Origin of the sequence: Mobiluncus curtisii ATCC 43063, from assembly GCF_000196535.1 — a bacterium.
Lineage (GTDB): Bacteria > Actinomycetota > Actinomycetes > Actinomycetales > Actinomycetaceae > Mobiluncus > Mobiluncus curtisii.
Genome location: NC_014246.1, coordinates 471,750 through 492,844, shown reverse-complemented (window position 1 = coordinate 492,844; position 21,095 = coordinate 471,750). Strand labels below are relative to the sequence as shown.

The 21,095-nt window shown below is 56.4% G+C and carries 14 protein-coding genes; 6 read left to right on the top strand and 8 right to left on the bottom strand.

The window, feature by feature from the left end; all coding sequences use genetic code 11:
- Positions 1-23: 23 nt before the first annotated feature.
- From HMPREF0573_RS02080 to ppdK, 4 genes are all read left to right on the top strand, one after another.
- Positions 24-2,678, top strand: a complete 2,655-nt coding sequence (locus tag HMPREF0573_RS02080; RefSeq protein WP_004008432.1) for an ATP-dependent Clp protease ATP-binding subunit — start codon at positions 24-26, stop codon at positions 2,676-2,678.
- 173 nt (positions 2,679-2,851) lie between these two features.
- Positions 2,852-3,352: an RNA polymerase sigma factor gene (locus tag HMPREF0573_RS02075; protein WP_004008431.1), complete on the top strand. Its 501-nt coding sequence runs from the start codon at positions 2,852-2,854 to the stop codon at positions 3,350-3,352.
- A gap of 156 nt (positions 3,353-3,508) precedes the next feature.
- Positions 3,509-5,152 (top strand): hypothetical protein, encoded by a 1,644-nt coding sequence (locus tag HMPREF0573_RS02070; protein ID WP_013188755.1) that lies wholly within the window; start codon positions 3,509-3,511, stop codon positions 5,150-5,152.
- A gap of 284 nt (positions 5,153-5,436) precedes the next feature.
- Positions 5,437-8,169 carry a pyruvate, phosphate dikinase gene (gene ppdK, locus HMPREF0573_RS02065; RefSeq protein WP_004008429.1) on the top strand — a complete coding sequence of 911 codons (2,733 nt, stop codon included), beginning with the start codon at positions 5,437-5,439 and terminating at the stop codon, positions 8,167-8,169.
- Between the two features lie 204 nt (positions 8,170-8,373).
- On the opposite strand, the gene HMPREF0573_RS02060 is transcribed toward ppdK, so the two are convergent.
- From HMPREF0573_RS02060 to HMPREF0573_RS02035, 6 genes are all read right to left on the bottom strand, one after another.
- A complete protein-coding gene (locus HMPREF0573_RS02060; protein WP_004008428.1) occupies positions 8,374-9,843 on the bottom strand; it encodes an alpha/beta hydrolase in 1,470 nt (489 codons plus the stop codon).
- Positions 9,844-9,964: 121 nt separating this feature from the next.
- Complete coding sequence (gene metX, locus HMPREF0573_RS02055; RefSeq protein WP_013188754.1) at positions 9,965-11,119, bottom strand: homoserine O-acetyltransferase MetX; 1,155 nt, start codon at positions 11,117-11,119, stop codon at positions 9,965-9,967.
- Between the two features lie 29 nt (positions 11,120-11,148).
- A complete protein-coding gene (gene metE, locus HMPREF0573_RS02050; RefSeq protein ID WP_004008426.1) occupies positions 11,149-13,464 on the bottom strand; it encodes a 5-methyltetrahydropteroyltriglutamate--homocysteine S-methyltransferase in 2,316 nt (771 codons plus the stop codon).
- An 84-nt stretch (positions 13,465-13,548) separates the two neighbouring features.
- The gene (locus HMPREF0573_RS02045; protein ID WP_004008425.1) at positions 13,549-14,568 is read right to left on the bottom strand and encodes a methylenetetrahydrofolate reductase; all 1,020 of its coding nucleotides are present in this window, start codon (positions 14,566-14,568) and stop codon (positions 13,549-13,551) included.
- 31 nt (positions 14,569-14,599) lie between these two features.
- Entirely contained in the window at positions 14,600-15,973 is a 1,374-nt protein-coding gene (locus HMPREF0573_RS02040; protein ID WP_004008424.1) for an O-acetylhomoserine aminocarboxypropyltransferase/cysteine synthase family protein, read from the bottom strand.
- 230 nt (positions 15,974-16,203) lie between these two features.
- On the bottom strand, positions 16,204-17,871 hold the full coding sequence (locus HMPREF0573_RS02035; RefSeq protein WP_004008423.1) for a D-alanyl-D-alanine carboxypeptidase/D-alanyl-D-alanine-endopeptidase: 1,668 nt from the start codon (positions 17,869-17,871) through the stop codon (positions 16,204-16,206).
- Positions 17,872-18,042: 171 nt separating this feature from the next.
- On the opposite strand from HMPREF0573_RS02035, the gene HMPREF0573_RS02030 reads away from it, so the two are divergent.
- Positions 18,043-18,588 (top strand): inorganic diphosphatase, encoded by a 546-nt coding sequence (locus HMPREF0573_RS02030; protein WP_081439163.1) that lies wholly within the window; start codon positions 18,043-18,045, stop codon positions 18,586-18,588.
- 48 nt (positions 18,589-18,636) lie between these two features.
- On the opposite strand, the gene HMPREF0573_RS02025 is transcribed toward HMPREF0573_RS02030, so the two are convergent.
- A complete protein-coding gene (locus tag HMPREF0573_RS02025) occupies positions 18,637-19,074 on the bottom strand; it encodes a DUF3499 domain-containing protein (protein WP_081439162.1) in 438 nt (145 codons plus the stop codon).
- An 89-nt stretch (positions 19,075-19,163) separates the two neighbouring features.
- Between HMPREF0573_RS02025 and HMPREF0573_RS02020 the strand changes: the two genes are divergently transcribed.
- Positions 19,164-19,736: a metallopeptidase family protein gene (locus tag HMPREF0573_RS02020; RefSeq protein ID WP_004008420.1), complete on the top strand. Its 573-nt coding sequence runs from the start codon at positions 19,164-19,166 to the stop codon at positions 19,734-19,736.
- Positions 19,737-19,744: 8 nt separating this feature from the next.
- Here the strand turns inward: HMPREF0573_RS02020 and HMPREF0573_RS02015 are convergent, their stop codons facing one another.
- Positions 19,745-21,079 carry a DUF58 domain-containing protein gene (locus tag HMPREF0573_RS02015; protein WP_004008419.1) on the bottom strand — a complete coding sequence of 445 codons (1,335 nt, stop codon included), beginning with the start codon at positions 21,077-21,079 and terminating at the stop codon, positions 19,745-19,747.
- Positions 21,080-21,095: the final 16 nt, after the last annotated feature.

Below are 21,095 nucleotides of genomic sequence, written 5' to 3'. Positions count from 1 at the left end.
AGCGAGTATTAAAGGGAGTGCGTATGTTTGAAAGATTTACCGACCGAGCCCGCCGGGTGGTGGTGTTAGCCCAAGACGAAGCCCGCCGGCTGAACCAAAACTATATCGGCACCGAACACCTGCTGCTGGGACTAATCCATGAGGGTGATGGCATCGCGGCGCGAGCTTTGGAAACGATGGGTATCTCGCTAGAGGCTGTGCGCGCTCAGGTGATTGAGATTATCGGTGAGGGAGAGCAGCCCACTACCGGTCATATTCCCTTTACCCCGCGAGCCCGCAAGGTGCTGGAATTTTCTATGCGTGAGGCGTTGCAGTTAGGGCATAACTACATCGGTACCGAACACATACTGCTGGGGTTGTTGCGGGAAGGCGACGGGGTCGCCGCCCAAGTCCTCATCAAACTCGGTGCTGACCTGAACAATGTGCGCCAGACCGTTATCGAACTGCTGTCTGGATACCAGGGCGGTCAGTCTCAACAGAGCGGTCGCGATACTGTGGGCGTCGGTGGCGGTCGTGCCGATAACCCCAACGCGGGGGGTAACTCGGCAATCCTGGACCAGTTCGGACGCAACCTCACCCAGGCGGCGCGGGAGTCCAAACTTGACCCGGTCATTGGACGCACCAAGGAAATGGAACGCGTCATGCAAATCTTGTCCCGGCGCACCAAGAACAATCCGGTCTTGGTTGGTGAACCGGGAGTGGGTAAAACCGCCGTGGTGGAAGGTCTGGCCCAGAGTATTGTCCGCGGAGACGTCCCGGAGACTTTGAAAGATAAACAGCTTTATTCTCTGGATATGGGTTCCTTGGTGGCGGGTTCGCGCTACCGTGGTGATTTTGAGGAACGTCTCAAGAAGGTGCTGAAGGAAATCCGCACCCGTGGGGACATCATCTTGTTCATCGACGAGATTCATACCCTGGTCGGTGCGGGCGCAGCGGAGGGCGCGATTGACGCTGCCTCCATTTTGAAACCGATGCTGGCTCGCGGTGAGTTACAGACCATCGGCGCCACCACCATCGAGGAGTACCGCAAGTACATCGAAAAGGACTCGGCTCTGGAACGACGTTTCCAGCCGGTCAAGGTCGAAGAACCCAGCGTGGAAGAAACCGTTGCCATCCTCAAGGGGTTGCGGGACCGTTACGAGTCGCATCACCGAGTCATGATTACTGACGCGGCTCTCGCTGCCGCGGCGCAGCTGGCGGATCGTTACGTATCTGACCGGTTCTTACCGGATAAGGCAATTGACCTGGTTGACGAAGCTGGAGCGCGTTTGCGGATTAAGCGCATGACGGCGCCGCCAGAGCTGAAGGAAGTCGACGAAAAAATCGCCAAGACCCGTCAAGCCAAAGAGGCTGCCATTGATGCCCAAGATTTTGAAAAGGCTGCCCAGCTGCGTGACGAGGAAAAGCATCTGACGGAAGAACGCGCAGCGAAGGAATCCCAGTGGCGCCAGGGCGAAGACACCTCTGAATCGGTGGTTGACGAGGAGCAAATCGCCGAGGTCTTGGCGATGTCCACCGGCATTCCGGTGTTCAAACTCACGCAGGCAGAGTCCTCGAAACTGCTGCGGATGGAAGACGAACTGCACAAGCGCATTATCGGGCAAGACGAAGCGGTCAAGGCAGTGTCCCAGTCCATCCGCCGGACCCGCGCCGGTTTGAAAGACCCGAAGCGACCCGGTGGCTCGTTCGTGTTTGCCGGACCCACCGGGGTGGGCAAGACCGAGCTCGCCAAAGCTCTGGCAGAATTCCTCTTTGGTGACGAAAACGCCCTGGTACAGCTGGATATGTCCGAATTTTCGGAAAAGCATACAGCATCCCGACTGTTCGGCTCGCCTCCGGGCTACGTCGGCTATGACGAGGGCGGTCAGCTCACCGAAAAGGTGCGCCGCAAGCCCTTTAGCGTCGTGCTGTTCGACGAAGTGGAAAAGGCACACCCGGATATCTTTAACAGCCTGTTGCAGGTGTTGGAAGAGGGACACCTCACGGACTCGCAAGGACGCCTGGTCGACTTTAAGAACACCATCATCATCATGACCACGAACCTCGGTACCCGTGAAATCAACAAGGGCGTGCTGACTGGTTTCCAAGCCAGCGGCGAGTTAGCCACGGACTATCAGCGGATGAAGGGCAAGGTTCAGGAAGAACTGAAACAGCACTTCCGTCCCGAGTTCCTCAACCGGGTGGACGAAATCGTGGTGTTCCCGCAGCTTGAAAAGGGCGAAATCCTGCAGATTGTTGACCTGATGATCGCCAAGCTCGATGACCGGATGCTGGATCAGGGCATGGCTTTGCAGATTACTCCCGCGGCGCGAGCTTTGCTGGCGCACAAGGGCTTCGACAAGACGTTGGGAGCTCGCCCGTTGCGTCGGGCGGTGCAGCGCGAAATTGAGGACGTTCTGTCCGAAAAGATTTTGTTCTCTGAGCTGGGCGAAGGACAGACCGTAACGGTAGACGTCGAACCGAGGTTCATCAAGCACGAGTCTGCAGACAAGGTGAATGGGACGGATTGGGAGTTCACTGACGACGCCGAATTCACATTTACCGGCTCGGACGGGCTGCCCGAAGGTCGAGCTCAACAGCGCCGCAAGCTCGAAGACGTGACCGCAGCGACCATTCGTGAAGCCGAATTGGCAGCTCGGGAAGCGGATGATTCTCCGGATAAAGAGCCGGCGGCATAAGCACCATAGACAACTTCGCGGGTCTGCCTTAGCAGACCCGCGAAGAGTTTAACCCCTCTCCGGAAGTCATCCTTTCTGAAACAGAGTCGTTATGGGTTCATGGTTGAGCCCGTTACGGGGTATATTCATAAGAGTCATATTTGTTGCGTCGCGTCAAGGGAGAGGCCGAATCTATGTCCACCGCCAGCCACGATGAACAGTGGTTTGAGCGAGTATTTGCGGAACACGGCACGGCTATAGTGAGATTCCTCTATCGTCGTGGAGCCTACAGTGACGCTGAGGATTTGGCAGCAGAAGTCTTTACCGTGATGTGGAGGAAAAAAGCCGAAGTCCCCGACGGCGCCGAACTGCCCTGGCTGTACAAAACCGCGGGCTTGACCTTGGCTAACTGGTATCGCAAAAAGAAGTCCCTACCGATGGGGGATAACCAAGAAAGCCTGGACTCTACCGATTTTTCCGACCCTGCCCAACTCGTCGTGGAGGACCAGGGCATGCGAGCCGCCCTGCTGAGTCTCAGCGAAAGAGACCGAGAAATCATCCTCGCGGTCGCCTGGGAAGGCTTGAGCGGCAATGCCTTGGCACAATATTTGGGAGTGAGTCGCTCGGCAGCGGATGCAGCCTTATCACGAGCGCGGAAACGGCTGGAGGAAGCGATTGAAAATAATACTTCTTAGGGAAGTGTAAGAAACGCCAGGCAGGTTACATGTATATGTTGCAAGGTCGAAACTGTGCCGGGCCTGAGGACGGTTTCGACCAGCTAAAACTTTTATTGATATGAACGACGAAATTCGGTAATCACAACGATTGCCGTACAGGAGAAGGACCAGGAAGTGGACAACCACAAAGTCGAGATGAGCGGGCTGGAGGCTCTGCGCTCACTCGACCCTGCCTGGAACCTGCCCGTTGATTTAGACTCGTTGCGCGCCAAAGTTTCCGCCCAGATGGAATCTGAAGGTTTGACTTTTGCAGCGCAGCCACCCGCGCATGTGGTTGCGACGGAGACTGCGGATACCCAAACTCCGGTAGCGGAAGTTGTTTCTCTGGCGGTGCGCCGGCACACGCTGGCAGTGCGTCGTAACTGGCTGGTTGGCTTGAGCGCGGCGGCGGCGGCAACAGTGGTCGGTTTTACGGGATGGAGTGCGCTTTCCCCCGATGAACGTGGCGCCGTGCCCATTTCAGACGACGGCGTGGTGATTGCAGACGGACCGCGTATTACTGCCGCGGGCTCCGAGATTGTAGTGCCCGGAGCCAGTGAACGTTTGGAAAATGTCGGCGATGTCGAGTTCGTAGCGGCGGGTCATTTTTCTACCGTTCCAACTAAAGCCCCGATTTTGCGTGTCGGGAAAGGAGCCAGTGTTTCTGCTGATCAAGTCCAGAAAGTCGCGAACTCTTTGGGCATGAGAGGCTCCGTTAAAAAGAACGGCGCCGGATTCACGGTCACGGATACCAAGGGGGCGACCTTGACGGTCACTGTGGGTCAGCTGACTTCTCTGACTTTTGATAACCTCTCGGCGGTGCGGATGGAATGCGTACCGGTGAAACCTGGAGATGGCAACGTAGAACTGCCGAACCCTGACGCGACCAAGAATCCGACCGAGAACTCTGGCGCTAGCTCCAATAGCTCTCCAGCTCCGAGCACTTCGACCGCTCCCGGCTCCACGCCGCTGGAACCTGGTGAACCGACTGAACCGAGCGTGGCGCCGACCCCGAAGTGGACTCCAACCCCGACCGAGACGCCGACGGAAACTGTTCCTCCGGCGGTACGCCCGGAAATTCCAGAACCAAGTCATCCCGCCACCAAGGGAGCTACGCAAAACGTTGACACCGCAGATAACGTTAACGTACCTGGCGCAGTGGTCGAGGTTGGTCAGCTGCAAGTCCTGCTGGTCGTAAACCAAACCACGGATCCTTCCGGGAATTCGCCCATAGAGACCGTTGAACCGCAGGCGACGCAGAACCCGTCTCCGGGACCAACTCCTTGTGTCATGAAAGTGGCAGGAAACGCGCCCTCTCCCCAAAACGCTATCGCCCAAGTTGAGAAAGTTGCGGCTTCTCTGGGAGCTACCGTGATGAGCCGCTCGGCAGGAGCCAGCCAGAAAGATGGTCTGACCACGGTAACTGTTCCGGTGAAGATGCCTGGTCAATCCTCAACCCAAAGCTGGAAAGCTGTAGTTTCGGAAGCTGGGGTGGCTTCGATTCGAGCCAACTTGGGTAAGGAAACGAAGATTGGCGAGTACAAGGTTATTTCTGAGGCTCAGGCAGTGGAGCGTCTCAACAATCCGAAGTACGGTCCTTTGGATGTGCATAACCAGAAGGGTCTGCCCACCAAGATTGATGGTCGAATCGACTTGGTGAGTGCCCGGCTGGTCAGTCAACCAGTCAGACAAAAGGACGGCTCCATCCTGGACATGCCGGTCTATCTGTTGACTGACTCTCAGGGGCGGGTTTGGACAGTCCTGGCAGTGGCGGAGTAAGCCCGCTACAAACTCTCCCACCTCTGTTCCTTTCATATTCAGCAGGTTCCGCGCTCGTTTTTCACGGGGAAGGGGAACCTGCGCTGCGTACCGGAGTTCCCTCCCTTTTGCACCACGAAAGGGGAGACGATTGAACCGTGGAACGTCACGCGGTAAGGGGCTTGAAACCTGGCAAAAACCCGTGAAGTGACGAGAATGCACGGTGTGAGTGAGGGCGGAAATATTGCTAGGATAGTTCTGGCGCGTGGTGCGCAGATAGTTCGAAAAAGTTGGAGGCTTAACACATGCCCAAATTCGTTTACCGTTTTGCAGAAGGCAATAAGGATCAAAAAGACCTGTTGGGTGGCAAGGGTGCAAACCTGGCGGAGATGAGCAACCTCGGGTTGCCGGTTCCCCCCGGATTTACGATTACCACCGATGCTTGCCGGGCTTACCTAAAGGAAGGTAAAGTCCCCGAGGAAACTACCGTGCAGGTCACCAAGGCTTTGCGTGAGGTGGAAGAGACCGTTGGTCGCGAGTTGGGTGCGGCTGAGGATCCATTGTTGGTGTCGGTGCGTTCCGGCGCAAAGTTCTCTATGCCCGGCATGATGGAAACAGTTTTGAACGTCGGTCTAAACGATAAATCCGTAGAAGGTCTGGCTAAGATTGCTGGCAACGACCGTTTCGCTTGGGACTCGTACCGCCGCTTGATTCAAATGTTCGGTAAGACCGTGCAAGACATCGACGGCGACCTGTTCTCTGATGCGCTGGATAACATGAAAAAGAACCGTGGAGCTAAGGCAGACACGGATTTGAATGCCAGTGACCTGAAAGAACTCACCGCGCAGTTCAAAGAAATCGTTAAAGAGCAAACCGGTAAGCCGTTCCCCCAAGATCCGCGCACCCAGATGGACATGGCGATTGAAGCCGTGTTCCGTTCCTGGAACTCGGAACGCGCCCGCATCTACCGTCGCCGGGAACGGATTCCCCACGATTTGGGTACCGCCGTCAATATCGTGACCATGGTGTTTGGCAACATGGGCGCAGATTCCGGCACCGGGGTGTGCTTTACCCGTGACCCCTCCTCGGGTCGTCCGGGGGTGTACGGAGACATTCTGATGAATGCCCAGGGTGAGGACGTCGTGGCGGGTATCCGCAACACCGAAACCCTGAAAGACCTGGAGGGACACGATAAAAAGTCCTATGACGAACTGTTGGGTATCATGCGGAAGCTCGAAACTCACTACGAGGACATGTGTGATATTGAGTTCACCATCGAACGCGGCAAACTGTGGATGCTGCAGGTGCGCGTGGGTAAACGTACCCCGGCAGCGGCTTTCCGAATCGCTACGCAGCTGGTTGATGAAGGCTTGATTACCACCGACGAAGCCCTACTGCGGGTCACCGGCGAACAGCTGCAAAACCTGATGTTCCCGATGTTTGACATGTCTGGCAAACCAGAGGTGTTCACCAAGGGGATGGCAGCATCCCCCGGTGCCGCGGTGGGCAAGATTGTGTTCGATAACGACGCTGCCGAGGCTTCCGCTAACGCTGGGGTGCCGTGTATCCTGGTGCGTCGCGAGACGAACCCCGATGACTTGCGGGGCATGGTCGCAGCGGCAGGCGTGTTGACCAGCCGTGGCGGCAAGACTTCTCACGCCGCAGTGGTGGCTCGCGGCATGGGCAAGACCTGTGTGGTCGGGGCAGAAACCATCGTGGTTGACCAAGCTGCCAAGACCGCGACCGTGGGGGACACCGTCCTGCACGAAGGTGACGAGATTTCCATCGACGGTGGTACTGGCGAGGTATTCCTTGGTGCGGTTCCGGTGCAGGATTCTCCGGTGACCACTTACCTTTCTCACGGTTTGCAGGCCGGTCTGGACGCCTCAGACAGCGAAGATGAAAAGGACTTGATTAGGGCAGTCGACCGCCTGATGACTCATGCGGATGAGGTTCGTCGCCTGGTGGTGCGCACCAACGCGGACACCCCGGCAGACACGCAGCGGGCCTTGGATTTCGGTGCAGAAGGCATCGGTTTGTGCCGTACTGAGCACATGTTCCTGGGCGACCGTCGTCCCCTGGTAGAAAAGCTCATTCTCTCTCCGGAAGGGTCCGATGAACGTCAGCGTGCCCTGGATGCCTTGGAGCCATTGCAAAAGGGCGATTTCAAGGAAATGCTGAAGATCATGGACGGCAAGCATATGACCGTTCGTTTGATTGACCCGCCGCTGCACGAGTTCCTGCCGGACTTGACGACTCTGGAGATTAAGAACGCGGTGGCAAAAGCTCAGGGCGAATCGCTCTCGGAGGAAGACCAGCACATGCTGGAGGCGGTGCGTCGGATGCATGAAGAAAACCCGATGCTGGGTCTGCGCGGGGTTCGCTTGGGCATTTACCTGCCGGGCTTGTTTAAGATGCAGATGAAGGCGCTGGTCTCGGCGGCTTGCGAACTAAAGAAGGACGGCTTGGATCCCCATCCGGAGATTATGGTTCCGTTGATTGGTTCCATCCGCGAGCTCCAGTTGGTCCGCGATGAAGCTGAGGAAATCATTGCTCAGGTTCAAAAGGAATACGGTGTCACCTTTAACGTTCCGGTCGGTTGCATGATTGAGCTGCCGCGTGCCGCCATGACTGCCGAAACCATCGCCAAGGAAGCCGAATTCTTTAGCTTCGGCACCAACGACCTGACTCAAACTACCTGGGGATTCAGCCGTGACGATGTGGAAGGCGTGTTCTTCCCGCAGTATGTAGAAGCCGGAATCTTTGGGGTCTCCCCGTTTGAATCTATCGACACTCACGGGGTGGGTCGCGTTGTCGCCGAGGGCGTAAAGCGCGGACGGTCCACCAAGCCGAATCTGCCGATGGGTATTTGTGGTGAGCACGGTGGTGATCCGACTTCGATTCACTTCTTCCACAAGGTCGGATTGGATTACGTGTCCTGTTCGCCGTTCCGGGTGCCCGTGGCACGTCTCGAGGCGGGTCGTGCCGCTGCAGAACATCTGAAGTGGGACGAGTCCGCAACACAGGGTGTTGAGTAATCCTCAACGTCGCATCTAAATAAAAAGCATTTGGTGCCGGGTTCTATAAAGAGCCCGGCACCAATTTTGCGCCAGGGTCTGGCACACCGGGAAACGTGGACACCAGGAGCGTCCCGCAGCGTCGCCATCGTGGTAGTTGACCTCTCAGACAGCTTTAGAATAAGCGTATCATCGCAGGTAGTAAGCATTTAAAGGAAGATTTGCTTATTTGTTAAGGATGCCAGAATGAGAAATCCAAGCTGCCACTTCCGCGAAAAACTCTGCCCGTTCCAAAGGCTGGGACAGAGTTAAATCATGTAAACCGGACATTTGTCGCAGCGTTAATCCGCTGCCCACTCGACCGTAAAGGGTATTGATTCGATCTGCGATGAGATTTCCATTCAACACCGTGTCAATGTGACGTGCCGCTTCGGTCCAGCCTACCAGCGCAGTTTTATAGGGGTTTTCCATCTCTAAAGCTTTGCTGCTACCGCTAGTTAACCTTGACATGGTTGACAGATATAGCTGATGTTTCAACAGGTTCTGACGGCGCGGTGAAAGCCCAAGAGACTTCCACCTCTGAGCGATGAGCTTGTCAATCCGAGCAATCTCCGGCTGGTAAAAATCATCCGGGTCATGCGCTGCCGTCAAGCAGAGTACAGGTTGGTCAGAAAAACGCGCATAATCGACCAGCCACTGCTGGGTGCTCAGGATAGCGGAAAGCCAACCAAACAAAAGGGGAGTCCCGCTGCTCATGCGCCAACGCGAGTTTGTGGTCCAACCGCACACCGCCGGATCATTGCGAAATGGAACTAGGCGGCGAGGCAGCGGCGAACCAATAGTGCGGTATCCCACCAAAGAGTCTTGGTAAACCGTAGACCCTGGTCCCAGCATGGGGATATGCAGCTTCTTTAGATATTTCGCGATGAAGCTACGGACCGTATTCCCGGCAGGAATTCCGGATATGTCATGTACCACCCAGGGCGAAATAAAGATGAGACCGTCATAGGCATCGTGGTGACGCGAAGCCCACCCGGAAACTACGGCACCCCCATTGGAATGCCCCATCACAACTACCGGCAAATCAGGGTGTTCCTGGCGAGCTGTAGCGATAGCCCAATCTATCTCACAGTCATAAGAGGCGTAATCATCCTCGTAACAGTTAAACGAAACTAAACCGGACCAGGGTGGCATATTCCGACCGTAACGATGCAGGTCAAGACCGTAAAATGCGGCTCCCAGACGCGCCATCATCCGCGCCAGATGAGCTTGATAAAAATAGTCATTCCAGCCGTGAACGTACACGGCGATAAAACGGGGAGCCGACACCGCGTCAAGTTCTGTTTCGACTTGGATTTCGCGCCCTCGCAGCTCTGAGCTGAGGTAATCCTGAAGGTAATCCAGATTTCGGGTTGATGAGCTGTCCCATTGAGCCGATATGTCGGAATTGGAAACGTAGCCCTCGGTATGCTGTTGGGGGCTGGCTGGTGGCGGGAGAATCCGGAAGCTGCCCTGGTTAGGACCCCCACCGGGTTTCACATTTACCGGTACTACTCGATCGGGCAGCTGTGATTTTGGATCCTTCGAGGGAATATAGCGCACCAACGTGGCTGTGCGTGGAGAAATCTGATCGGGTTCCAACTGAAGTTTCGCAGCCTCGAACCCAGGACCCAGTACGTCAGGAAGGTATCGCATCCTTAAATTCTAACGTGTGTGACGATTCGTGACGCAGAAATGACTGAATTTTCAAGGTTTTCCGGGCAGGAATAACAAATTTGAAACCTGTCCCACTCAGGTTCCTGATGGAATCAGTCCCTCAGCAGCCAATGGTGGTGTCCTCGGTGGTGAGGAACTCACCGATTGCCTGACCGACCGCATCATTCTCAATCAAGAAGCCATCATGCCCGGAATCGGAATGAATAATGACCGCCTGGCTGCGCCGGGTCAATCGAGCCAACTGTTGCGTTTGAGAGGGGTAAAAGAGCCGGTCAGAGTCTACTCCCAGTGCCAGAACACGAGCCTGTACCTGGGAAAGTGCAACTTCTAAACCGCCTCGGCCCCGCCCTACGTCGTGCGTCAGCATCGAGCGAGTCAACACCCGATAGGACCCAGCATCGAAGCGTTTTGCCAATTTCACTCCGTGATGGTCCAGATAAGACTGCACCGCCAAGCGACCTCCCGAAAGGGGATCTTCCTGGTATCCCGGATCGCGTCCGAACCGCTCCTGCAGTTCCTTGGGGCAACGGTAGGTAGTATGCGCGACCTCCCGGGCTAAAGCTAACCCACGGAATGGTCCCTGACCAGGAGGATTATCGTAATAGTCGCCGTTGTGAAAATTCGTGTCCAGTTCCAGCACATGCATCTGGACATGGCACCAAGCAGCTTGTTCGGCAGTGGTGGCGCAGCCGGTAGCTACTGCCACCAGCCGCTCCACCTGTTCGGGATAGGTCACTGCCCACTCCAGAGCCCGATGCCCCCCATGGGAGCAACCAATGACGGCAAACCAGTGGGGAATGCCGAGCTGATTCATGAGGATTTTTTCTGCCGCCACCTGATCGCGAGTCGTCAACAGGGGAAAACGCGACCCCCAAGCACGCCCGTTCGGTGCCAAAGTGGCAGGACCGGTCGAACCTTGACACCCTCCTAACACGTTGGGGCAAACCACAAACCATCGGTCCGTATCTACCGCGGCACCAGGCCCGACCACCTCGTTCCACCATCCAGGAGTGACGTGACCCGGCCCGGCTGCGCCGTAGACATGAGAATCTCCGGTGAGCGCGTGATCGATGAGGATAGCGTTGGATTTGTCAGCGTTCAATGTGCCGAAAGTCTCAAAAGCGAGCCGGGCACCCGGCAGAGTCGATCCGCTCTCGAGCTTCAGCATCCCCAGGGCTGCAAACTGACGATTTCCCTTGGGGTCAGTAGGTTTCCAAGCCCCACTGACAGGTAACAACTCATTCGTCTCTGGCATCGCTATCCTCGGCTCTCCGGTGTGCAGGTTCAGGCTTCGAGCTTCGCTCGCACCGCCTTCGCCGCCCCGACCAAGTTCTCTAAGGTGGCGACTGTTTCCGCATAAGCGCGGGTCTTTAACCCGCAGTCCGGGTTGACCCAAACTTGCTGCGGATCCAAAGCGGCAACGGCCTTTTCCAACAGTCCGACTTCCTCATCAAGTTTAGGCACTCGGGGTGAGTGAATGTCCCAAATCCCCGGTCCTAACCCACGCTCGAAACCGTGCTCGTGCACCGCCGGCAAAATGTCCATCTTTGAGCGGCTGGCTTCAATCGAGGTGACGTCCGCATCCAGGTGATCGATTGCATCTACCACCACATTGAACTCGGAATAACACAAGTGGGTGTGGATTTGCAGCTCTTTGGGAGCCCCGCCGGTGGCGAGGCGGAATGCCCCCACCGACCATTGCAAATATTGTTCTCGTCCGGCTGCCCGCAATGGCAACAGTTCGCGAATCGCTGGTTCGTCGACCTGCACGATCTTAATGCCGGCAGCGTTGAGGTCAGCGATTTCGTCTCGCAGCGCCAACCCCAGTTGATCTGCGACCTCCGCCCGAGACTCATCATCACGGACGAAAGACCACGCCATGATGGTGACAGGACCGGTCAGCATTCCTTTCATCGGCTTTGTGGTGAGAGATTGAGCATAGGTAGACCATTCGACCGTAATGGGGTGAGAACGCGTGACATCTCCCCACAGAATCGAAGGGCGAGTGCAACGTGAACCGTAGGACTGCACCCAGCCATGTTCCGTGGTGGCGAAGCCCTCCAAGTTTTCGGCAAAGAACTGCACCATGTCGTTACGTTCAGCTTCTCCGTGTACCAAAACGTCCAAACCGAGATCTTCCTGCAGCTTTACGACCCGAGCAATCTCATTGCGGATTTCCTCGTCATATTGCGCCTCGTCGATTTCGTGGCGGCGGAATGCGGCGCGAGCCTGTCGAATCTCGGTGGTTTGTGGGAAAGAACCAATCGTAGTGGTGGGCAGCAGGGGCAACTGCAGAATCTCCGCTTGTGCCGCCAAACGCTGCGGATACGGGTCACGAGTCCGGTCTGCCACCGTCACGGCCGCGGTAGCCTGACGCACCTCGGCACGCTTTACTCCCGGATGGTTAGCTCGAGAAGCCAAGATTTCGGCATTTTCTGCCAGCTCAGCGGTAATAGAATTGGGATCTGCCAAACCACGCGCCAAGGTCTGTACCTCGGCAATTTTTTGGTCCGCAAAAGCCAACCAGGAACGCACTTGTGGGTCCAGGGACGTCTCTACCGCCGCATCGTGTGGAACATGCTGCAGCGACGTGGAGGTGGACACGCTGAGATTAGGGACGACCTGGTGAATCGCCTGTAAAGTCGCGAGAGCCTGCCGCAAGTCGGTGCGCCACACGTTGCGACCGGACACGATGCCCGCCACCAGGGTCTTGTCGCCGATAGTCTTAAGGTCAGCAGGGCTGGGCACGGGACCGGCTACCAAATCCAGACCAATAGCTTCCACGTCGGTGGCAGTCAGCACGTTCAGTCCATCGAGACCCAGTGGTCCGTACGGAGCGTTAACAAAAATTTGCGGGCGATTGGTCAGTTTGCTCAAAAATTCGTAAGTTTTCCGAGCCACCTCCAGCACTTCCTCGCGGGAAGTGGACCAGGTGTCACACACCAAAGCTGGCTCATCCAGCTGGACCCACGTCACCCCGGCTGCCGCGAACTGGCTGAGGAAAACCTCGAATCCAGCCAACACTGCGTCCAATCGCTGCAAGGGCTGGAAATGGGTCGGGGCGTCCGCGCTCGCTTTTGCACCCAACAGATAGGTAACGGGACCGATGAGGACCGGTCGCAGCGCGCTGCCCCCCACCTTGACTTGTTCCAGCCAGGGGTTAGCCACGGCAGAAATCTGCGTGTAGGGACCGATTTCGGGAACCAGATAGTGATAGTTCGTGTCAAACCATTTGGTCATTTCCAAAGCAGCTTTATCATCGACGCCCCGCGCCAGGGTGAACTCTCCGTCCACATCCAGAGAGCCGTCGGGGCGTACCAAGTTACCAAAACGCTGGGGTACTGCTCCCAGGGCGCAGGTCAGGGTCAATACTTGGTCATAGAGCACAAAGTCTCCGGGATTTGATCCCGGTTCGGTCAGTCCCAAGTCTTTGAGATGGTCGATACGGGTCGTTAACTGCTGGTTTATCTGGGTATCAAAAGTGGCGCGATCGATTTTTTGACCCCAGTAGTGTTCCAGGCTGCGCTTCAGTTCGCGGTTTGCGCCAATCCTCGGGTATCCCGCTACAGTGGCGGCGGGAAAAGTTTGCTTTTCAGTCATTTTCGACAGTCCTTTCCATAGGTCATAATTTGTGATTTTTGATTAAATTCGATTTGTCTCGCTGAGCTTTCTTGGTGAGGAAACTCAGGGAGAGATACGGTGCATGGTGGCATTCATCAGACCGAGCAAGTCTTGGGAGTCCTCCTGATCCACGTGGGTAAAGCCGCGTGAACGGAGATGCTCCACCAAGTCCAAGACCGGTCGGGGGCGGTTAAAGGTATAGAAGTGAATGCCGGGGGCATTGGCTTCAATGAGGTCGTTGACGAAGTTCAGAGTGGCACCTAAGCTCTCCAAGATTCGCTCGGCTGGATCAGAGATATTAGCTATGCTCTTAATCCTTTCCGGAACTGGAACCCCGGTGAGACCTTCGAGTCGTTGGAGGCGGTGCATGTCTGTAAACGGAATTATTCCCGGAACGATGGGTATCGTCACGCCTTGGTACGTTGCTGATTGAACTAGCTCGGCATAGTCCCGAGCCTGGTAAAACACTTGGGTGATGGCAAAGTCGGCGCCAGCCGCTTGCTTTTGCACCAGGGCTTGAACTGCATCCGTGCGAGTCTGGATACTTCCCGCTGGATAAGCTGCCACCGCGATGCTAACGGCGTGGGCATCCCCCAGATAATCAGCGGAAACTTCCCTGATTAACTGCACAAGTTGGAACGCTCGGTCAAATTCGTTTGGCTCGGCTGCTCCTGACGCACTATCGGGAGCTTCATCTCCGCGCAACGCGAGGAAATCACGCACTCCCAAGTCCATCATGTCCTGGATGATTCCCACCAGTTTCGTTCGGGTTTTCCCCAAACAGGTCAGGTGCGCCAGGACAGGGCGTCCCGAACGCTTCAAAGCGTGCCAGAGGACGGATTGTGAAGCATCCGGTGTTGTACCGCTCGTTCCAAAAGTAACGGAGACATAATCGGGACGAGAATCTAGCAGCCGGTCTATTCCTGCCCATGCCTGGGAAGTCAGGCGGGAGTTACGCGGCGGATACAGCTCGTACGATACTCGCAGGTCTCGCCCCGACCCGGTCCGGCGCGAGGTCGCGCCGGACTCGGGGAGAGACGAAACCGCGGGACGCGGAGCCGCATAGAGGTCTTTGATAGTCATCAGTATTCCTAAGTAAGTGAGAATTATTTAACTATGCGACGTTTACCTGCTGTGCCGCGGCCAGACCGCGTTCAATATCTGCCAAAATATCCCGAGGAGCTTCGATACCAATCGACAGTCTGACGGTGCCGGGGGTGATGCCCTGCGCTAACAGCTCGGCTGTAGTCAGCTGAGCGTGCGTGGTGGAGGCAGGGTGAACCGCTAAGGAACGTACGTCTCCGATATTTGCGACATTCGCCAGCAATTCCAGGGAATTGATGAACGCCTTACCGGCTTCCAGACCTCCTGCCAAATCAAAGTTCAACAGGGAACCGCAGCCCTTTGGGGTGTATTTTTGTGCCAGCGCATAGAACGGAGAGGAAGGCAGCGAAGACCACCGCACCGTCTCTACTAAGCCCTTGCCCACTTGGGACTCCAGGAATTCAGCGACCTGACGCGTGTTGGCAATGTGTCGTTCCATCCGTAGGCTCAGCGTATCCACACCCAGTCCTACCGTCCACACCGCGAAAGGTGAGGCTACAAAACCGAGATCCCGCTGACCTTCCACTCGTGCTTTCAAGATAAATGCCAAGTTTGCCCCTAAGGACCCCTGTACACCGAAATCGCGGGCATAAACAACGCCATGATAAGAGGAATCAGGAGAGTTGAAACCGGGGAAACGTGGAGCCGCTTTTTCCGCAGCATAGTCGAACCGACCGGAATCAACCACGACACCGAGCATGGCTGAACCGTGCCCGCCCAGGTACTTGGTGGCGGAATGCACCACGATGTCAGCCCCAAACTCAATGGGACGGCACAGATACGGGGTGGGAACCGTATTGTCGACAACGAGTGGAATCCCGACCGCATGTGCGGCTTGAGCCAAAGGCTCCAGGTCCAGCACATCGCCCTGTGGATTGGGCACCAGCTCCCCATAGTAAGCTGCCGTGTTCGCGTCGGTGCGGGCCGTCCACTGACTAATGTCGCGAGGATCGTCAACAAAACGCACCTCGATACCGAGACGATCCAAAGTATGACCCAACAGGTTAAAGGTGCCCCCATAAATCGAGTTTGAAGCCACCACATTTTGCCCCTTCGAAGCCAAAGTCAAAATGGTCAGCGTAATGGCAGCTTGACCCGAGCCGGTCGCAATCGCCCCAACACCGCCTTCCAGCGCGGCAATCCGAGCTTCCAAAGCATCGTTGGTGGGATTACCCAGTCGAGAATAAATGGGACCCAGCTCCTGCAGAGCAAATCGGGCAGCTGCCGACTCCGCACTCGGAAAATGAAATGCGTTCGTGGCATAAATCGGCACCGTTTGCGTGCCCGTGGTCGGATCGCCGGCATATCCGGCATGAATCTGCAGTGTATCGAAGCCCCATTCAGGGTGGTCGACCCAGTTGGGTCCAATAGTAGTTTTAGACATAGTAGTTTCCTTTGCGTGAGTTGTGGTTGTACAAACTTGTCCCCAAAAGATTTTGGCTCTGACGGGCACGCAGGAACATAAAGATACGAATGCTCAGCACCGGACGCGGCGCGGGACGTTTAGAGGCTGACGTGCACGTCAGCGAGGCATTCGTTTAATCATGCTGTGATTGTAGCAACCTCGCGACCAAAATGCGAAACCGACATTTCAAAGCGCAGGTCAGCGCGGTTTTACTCGGCGGACGCGTCTGGACTCGACGAGGCAGGAGCGCCAGGAGGAGAATCCGGAGGTTGGCTCTTGGGGTCAACTTTCGAGAAAGACGTTTTCGCGCCGAGCAATCCGTTGATGAACATCTGTTTAGCTTCAATACTGGGACCACCTTGAGACTCCGGGTAACCAGAGATGACCAGGGCATAAATAAACTCCTGGTTATCGCGCACGAAAGTTCCTGCCAGCGAATTCGTAATCGCTAACGTGCCGGTTTTGCCACGCACGACTCCTGCAGCCAGAGTTCCCTGATAAGTGTGCTCCAAAGTGCCATCTGCGCCTGCCACGGGGACATTGGCAGTAACCGAGTGCAATTCGGGATGGTCTCGACTCGTCGTCAGCCGTACCACGTCTGCCAAGACTCGCGCCGGAATCCGCGTCTCATAAGCCAGCCCTGAACAGCCCTTCAGCTCGGTTTTGCCCAGGTCCACACCCAACTCTCGCAGTGAATCCATGACCGCTGCTCCCGAGCCTGCAAATGTCGGTTTCGCGTTGCGGTGCAGTGCCACCAGTCGACCGAGACTCTCCGCTAAAGTATTATCCGAAATCTTTAACATTTGCCGTTCCACCTGGGCGAGCGGCGCCCCTTGTGCGTAAGCAATCGGAACGGGACCGTGACTGGCAGAAACCTCGGTACTCACTTTCGGTAAGGGGGAGAGCGGATCAAGGAGCTCTTTTGACGCCAGACCCGATTTACCTACCTCGACTTTGGCTGGTCCAGCCCCACCCAAACGGCTTAAGGCTTGCGCGAAAGCCTGACCCGCGACCCCGGCTGGGTCAGATTGGTACCCCCGGTAAGCATTCGGATCGACCAGCCCAGTGTTAATGGCCATGCCTTGAATGGGGCCAACCCAGCGGTCGTCCCCGTCGCGCCAAGAAGGAGAGGCAGTTTGAGAGCCAAACCAGGAGGTGTCCAGCACCAAAGTGTAGGGCTTTCCATTCAATAGGCTGCCCGCGGGTGATTTGTCCCGAGAAGCCGGTGAGTTCGAGGTCGCAGATTTAGATTTTTTCGCGGAGGAGGGCGGGGGACCTCCGGCAGCCGGTTTAGTGTTTCCCGGAGTTTGGGCAGAAAGCGCCACTATGGTGTCTGCTGCGAGAGTATCCAGACCGGCATAGCCTTTTACGGAACGCGGTGTGTCCGCGCCTGCCCCCAGCAGCATGTCTCCACCGCCGATTAAAAACAGTTTGCGTTTATCGTTATCCCATGCCACGACCGTGCGGGCCCGTGCGTCCGGACCAAATTCGTGCAGCGCCGCTACCGCAGTGAGCAGTTTTGTCGTCGATGCGGCAGTCAGCGCGCTTTGGGGTTCATGAGACGCCAGTTCCACACCGTCGCGGTCGCCTACCCAAAACGATAGCTTTGCGTTGGCGAGGCGGTAATCGGTGGCAAACTCGCGCACCAGGGCTTTATACGTATTGGCGTCGAAATTAGTGGACTTGGCAAAGAGCGGAATCTCGGCTGGCTCGGGACTCAGCGCAGGAGAATCAGGAAAAGGAGCTACTCGCGGCAGCGGTGCTTTGAAGGTCAGAAAACCGGGCACTAGGTCTGCCCCGTCAGCGCCGACGTAAGCACCGCCGAGAACCAGGGCGCCAGCAATTAACGTAGCGCTTACTCGTCCTTTGGTATGCACCGCGACCCCCTGTCACACGGTCCGTATATCTGGAAACAACCCTATCTAGTATAGAAGATGTCGCTCTGGGGTGGGGTGTGGCACAATAGTTTACAGCGATGTTCACCAAAGCAGGTGACGTCGATGCCAAGTAACGCCAATCCGGAGACACCGGTGGCACAAAAAGTAAGGATGCCGAAGAAAATAATGGCTGAGGATTTTTTGACGTTCAATGTGACCATTGAGATTCCGAAGGGGAACCGAAACAAGTACGAAGTCGATCACGAGACGGGGCGTATCGTTTTGGATCGAATGCTGTTCACCTCCACTCGCTACCCTGATGACTACGGTTTCATCGATGATTCTCTTGGTTTGGATGGCGACCCGCTCGATGCCTTAGTCTTGTTGGAAGAGCCAACCTTCCCCGGCTGTGTCATCAAGTGCCGGGCACTGGGGATGTTCCGCATGACTGACGAGCACGGCGGTGACGATAAAGTCTTGTGCGTTCCCGCCACTGACCAGCGAGCGGCGTGGCGTACGGAACTGGAGGATGTTTCGGAGTTTCATCGCCTGGAAGTCCAGCACTTCTTTGAGGTTTACAAAGACCTAGAACCCGGCAAATCCGTAGAGGGAGCTAACTGGGTCGGGCGTGAAGAAGCCGAGAAAGAAATTCATGCCTCGTGGCAGCGTTTCCGCGACAAGGAAGGTCCGGACGCTCATACCTACATTCACCTGTGAAAGACTTACGGCGAGACCGGTCAACAGTTTGGTTGACCGGTCTCTGCTTTAGCTGACTTGTTTCGGGGGCGGTACCAGGGTTAGGTGACCGTGACGTTTCCCGGTGGCGGGAGGCGGTTCGGACGCGGTTGCGTCCGAACCGCTGGATGAGTGAGCGTCTCTTCCTAGGGGACCGCGATACCCTTCGGGATGCACGGCTTGACGGGGGGCAGGATTTTGCGCCGCTGCCTTTACAGCGTTGGCTAAAGCCATTAGTTCTTCATCGTTGGGGGGAGGAGGCGTAAAAGAATTCGTCAAATGTACGACTTCCCAGCCCCGTGGTGCGGTCAGCTTTTCCGCGTGTTCGCGACAAAAGTCGTAGGCTCCTGGATTTCGATGGGCAGAGAGTGGACCAATAATTGCGCTGCGCTCCCGGTAATCAAAAGTCATCGTCGCCACCGCCGGGTTGGGGCAGCTTGGTTTGGAACAACGGCGCGTATAAGTCACCCCTCCAGCATACTGTTACCCCGTCCGGGATACGGTCAGGCTCGCTTGCTAACATCGATTCTGAGCCGAATTCGAGAGAGCTGCGACAAATGCTTAAATCTCGCAGCGATGACTTCTTTCGGACGTCCTCGACCCCGCTGCCGTCACGGGATAAGCTAGAGACGATGAGTGGAAAAACTAGAACCGATCGGGTTCGTGTCTTGGATTTGGGTGGCGAGATTCGCTGGGACGTCAACAGCGGACCACGGCTGCGACGTGCCTATGTCCGTCGCGATCGCCACGGCCGCGGTAACCGTGGAGTCTTGGTTCCAGCGATGTTGCCGCGTTACCGAACCCGTCGGGAAACATTTGACGAACTGGTCATTCAGGAAGTCCGATCCCTGGTGGCAGCCTGCCCGGAACTGGCTGCTATCCAGTACGGGGTAGAGGATGTCCCGCCTTCGGATCCGGCACCCTGGGAGAGCGAGTCTGTGGTCCTAGGCAGGGGCTTCGGCGCCGACCCAGGCAAAAGTTTGCCTGCTCAAGTAGTCGTGTATCGGCGTCCTTTGGAACAGCGCGCTCGCTCCACGGATGATTTGCGTTACCTCATTCACGGGGTGGTGCTGGAGGAATCTTCCCAACTCATCGGCAAGCATCCCGAGGACATTGACCCGCATTGGTAGAACGCGACTCAAATCTGTCCGCGCCGCTTTAACGAAATATAGGCATCTGCCAAATTTGGGGGCAGATTTTCGGGGGTGGCATTTAAGATGTGTCCCCCCAACAGGGGTATCAGATTCCCGGCTTCTTCGTGTTCGTTCAACTCCGCCATCGCAGCTGCCGCCAGGAACGCATCCCGGGGATTGAACCGACCCAGCGACTGCTTAGCATCATTGAGGTTCCATTGGCTGGGAAGTTGAGCCAAGCGTTCCAATTCGGGATCTAAAGAGTTTGCCACCAGGACGTGATGCCGGGAGGACAACGCCTCTATCATCGGCATCAGACCGGAACGTTCCGCCCCACCTTCCAAACCCGTCAGAATCACCACCAGCGAACGCTGCCGCAGCCCGGAAAGCAAAGTGTGGCTGAGCCCTGACCAGTTCGCTTCAGTGAGAGAAACTTGCAGGTCAGCCAGAGCTTGCGCCATCTCAGTTATCAGCCCTGCACCGCGATCCGGTTGGATATGGAAACGAATCTGATTGTCGAAAGCAATGAGATGAACCCGATCTCCGGCACTGCCAGCCAAGGCTCCGAGCAGCAAGGCTGCCTCCATAGAGGCATCCAAACGGGGATATTTATCGAGCCGCACTGCGGCGCTGCGCGAAGAATCTAGGCAGATGATAACGTTGCGGTCGCGTTCTGGGCGCCAAGTCTTGACCACGGGGGTACGCAGTCGCGCGGAAGAATGCCACTCAATATCGCGCACGTCGTCGCCAGGGACATATTCCCGCAAGGAATCAAATTCCGATCCCTGCCCCCGCTGCATCACCAGGGAATTGCCCTCCAAACGTCGTAACGTTTTTAGGCGTGAAGGCAGGTATTTGGCGCTGCGAAACTCGGGTAGAACTTGCACTTGCTGCACGATGGGTGCGGAGAACTGACGAGCCCCCAGTCCCAAGGGTCCATAAGAACGCACGGTGACGGCATCGCTACGCAGAGTGCCTTTGCGTTGGGGGGTGAAGCTGGCTTGTAAAGTGGTCGTGCTCTGCGCGTCCAGCGTCACTCGTTGCCGGCGTGGCAAGGCTTGCAGTGAAGGTGGCCACGCGTCGCGTATCTGGGCATGATATTTGCGTTTGGTGGGATTTTTCACGCTCACGGTGTAGGGCGTTTCGGCACGTTGACGCAACGTGTGGGGCAGAGAACGGGTTATCGCCAGATGTCGGGGACTGGGGGCAGCGATGACATCAAACAGCCACACCAGCAGGCACACCAACAACCAAAAAAAGGCGCCAGTTTTCCAGTGAGTCAGCAGCACCAGTGGAATACCCAGCGCTATCAAAAACGCTAGGCGTTTGGAAACTGCCATGTTTTCGCCTCTCCTC

Excerpts from the sequence above, each read along its gene's own strand:
- HMPREF0573_RS02040 (WP_004008424.1), bottom strand. The coding sequence starts at position 15,973 with ATGTCTAAAACTACTATTGGACCCAACTGGGTCGACCACCCTGAATGG.
- HMPREF0573_RS02045 (WP_004008425.1), bottom strand. The coding sequence starts at position 14,568 with ATGACTATCAAAGACCTCTATGCGGCTCCGCGTCCCGCGGTTTCGTCT.
- HMPREF0573_RS02020 (WP_004008420.1), top strand. The coding sequence starts at position 19,164 with ATGCTTAAATCTCGCAGCGATGACTTCTTTCGGACGTCCTCGACCCCG.
- ppdK (WP_004008429.1), top strand. The coding sequence starts at position 5,437 with ATGCCCAAATTCGTTTACCGTTTTGCAGAAGGCAATAAGGATCAAAAA.
- metX (WP_013188754.1), bottom strand. The coding sequence starts at position 11,119 with ATGCCAGAGACGAATGAGTTGTTACCTGTCAGTGGGGCTTGGAAACCT.
- metE (WP_004008426.1), bottom strand. The coding sequence starts at position 13,464 with ATGACTGAAAAGCAAACTTTTCCCGCCGCCACTGTAGCGGGATACCCG.
- HMPREF0573_RS02015 (WP_004008419.1), bottom strand. The coding sequence starts at position 21,079 with ATGGCAGTTTCCAAACGCCTAGCGTTTTTGATAGCGCTGGGTATTCCA.
- HMPREF0573_RS02075 (WP_004008431.1), top strand. The coding sequence starts at position 2,852 with ATGTCCACCGCCAGCCACGATGAACAGTGGTTTGAGCGAGTATTTGCG.
- HMPREF0573_RS02030 (WP_081439163.1), top strand. The coding sequence starts at position 18,043 with ATGCCGAAGAAAATAATGGCTGAGGATTTTTTGACGTTCAATGTGACC.
- HMPREF0573_RS02060 (WP_004008428.1), bottom strand. The coding sequence starts at position 9,843 with ATGCGATACCTTCCTGACGTACTGGGTCCTGGGTTCGAGGCTGCGAAA.
- HMPREF0573_RS02080 (WP_004008432.1), top strand. The coding sequence starts at position 24 with ATGTTTGAAAGATTTACCGACCGAGCCCGCCGGGTGGTGGTGTTAGCC.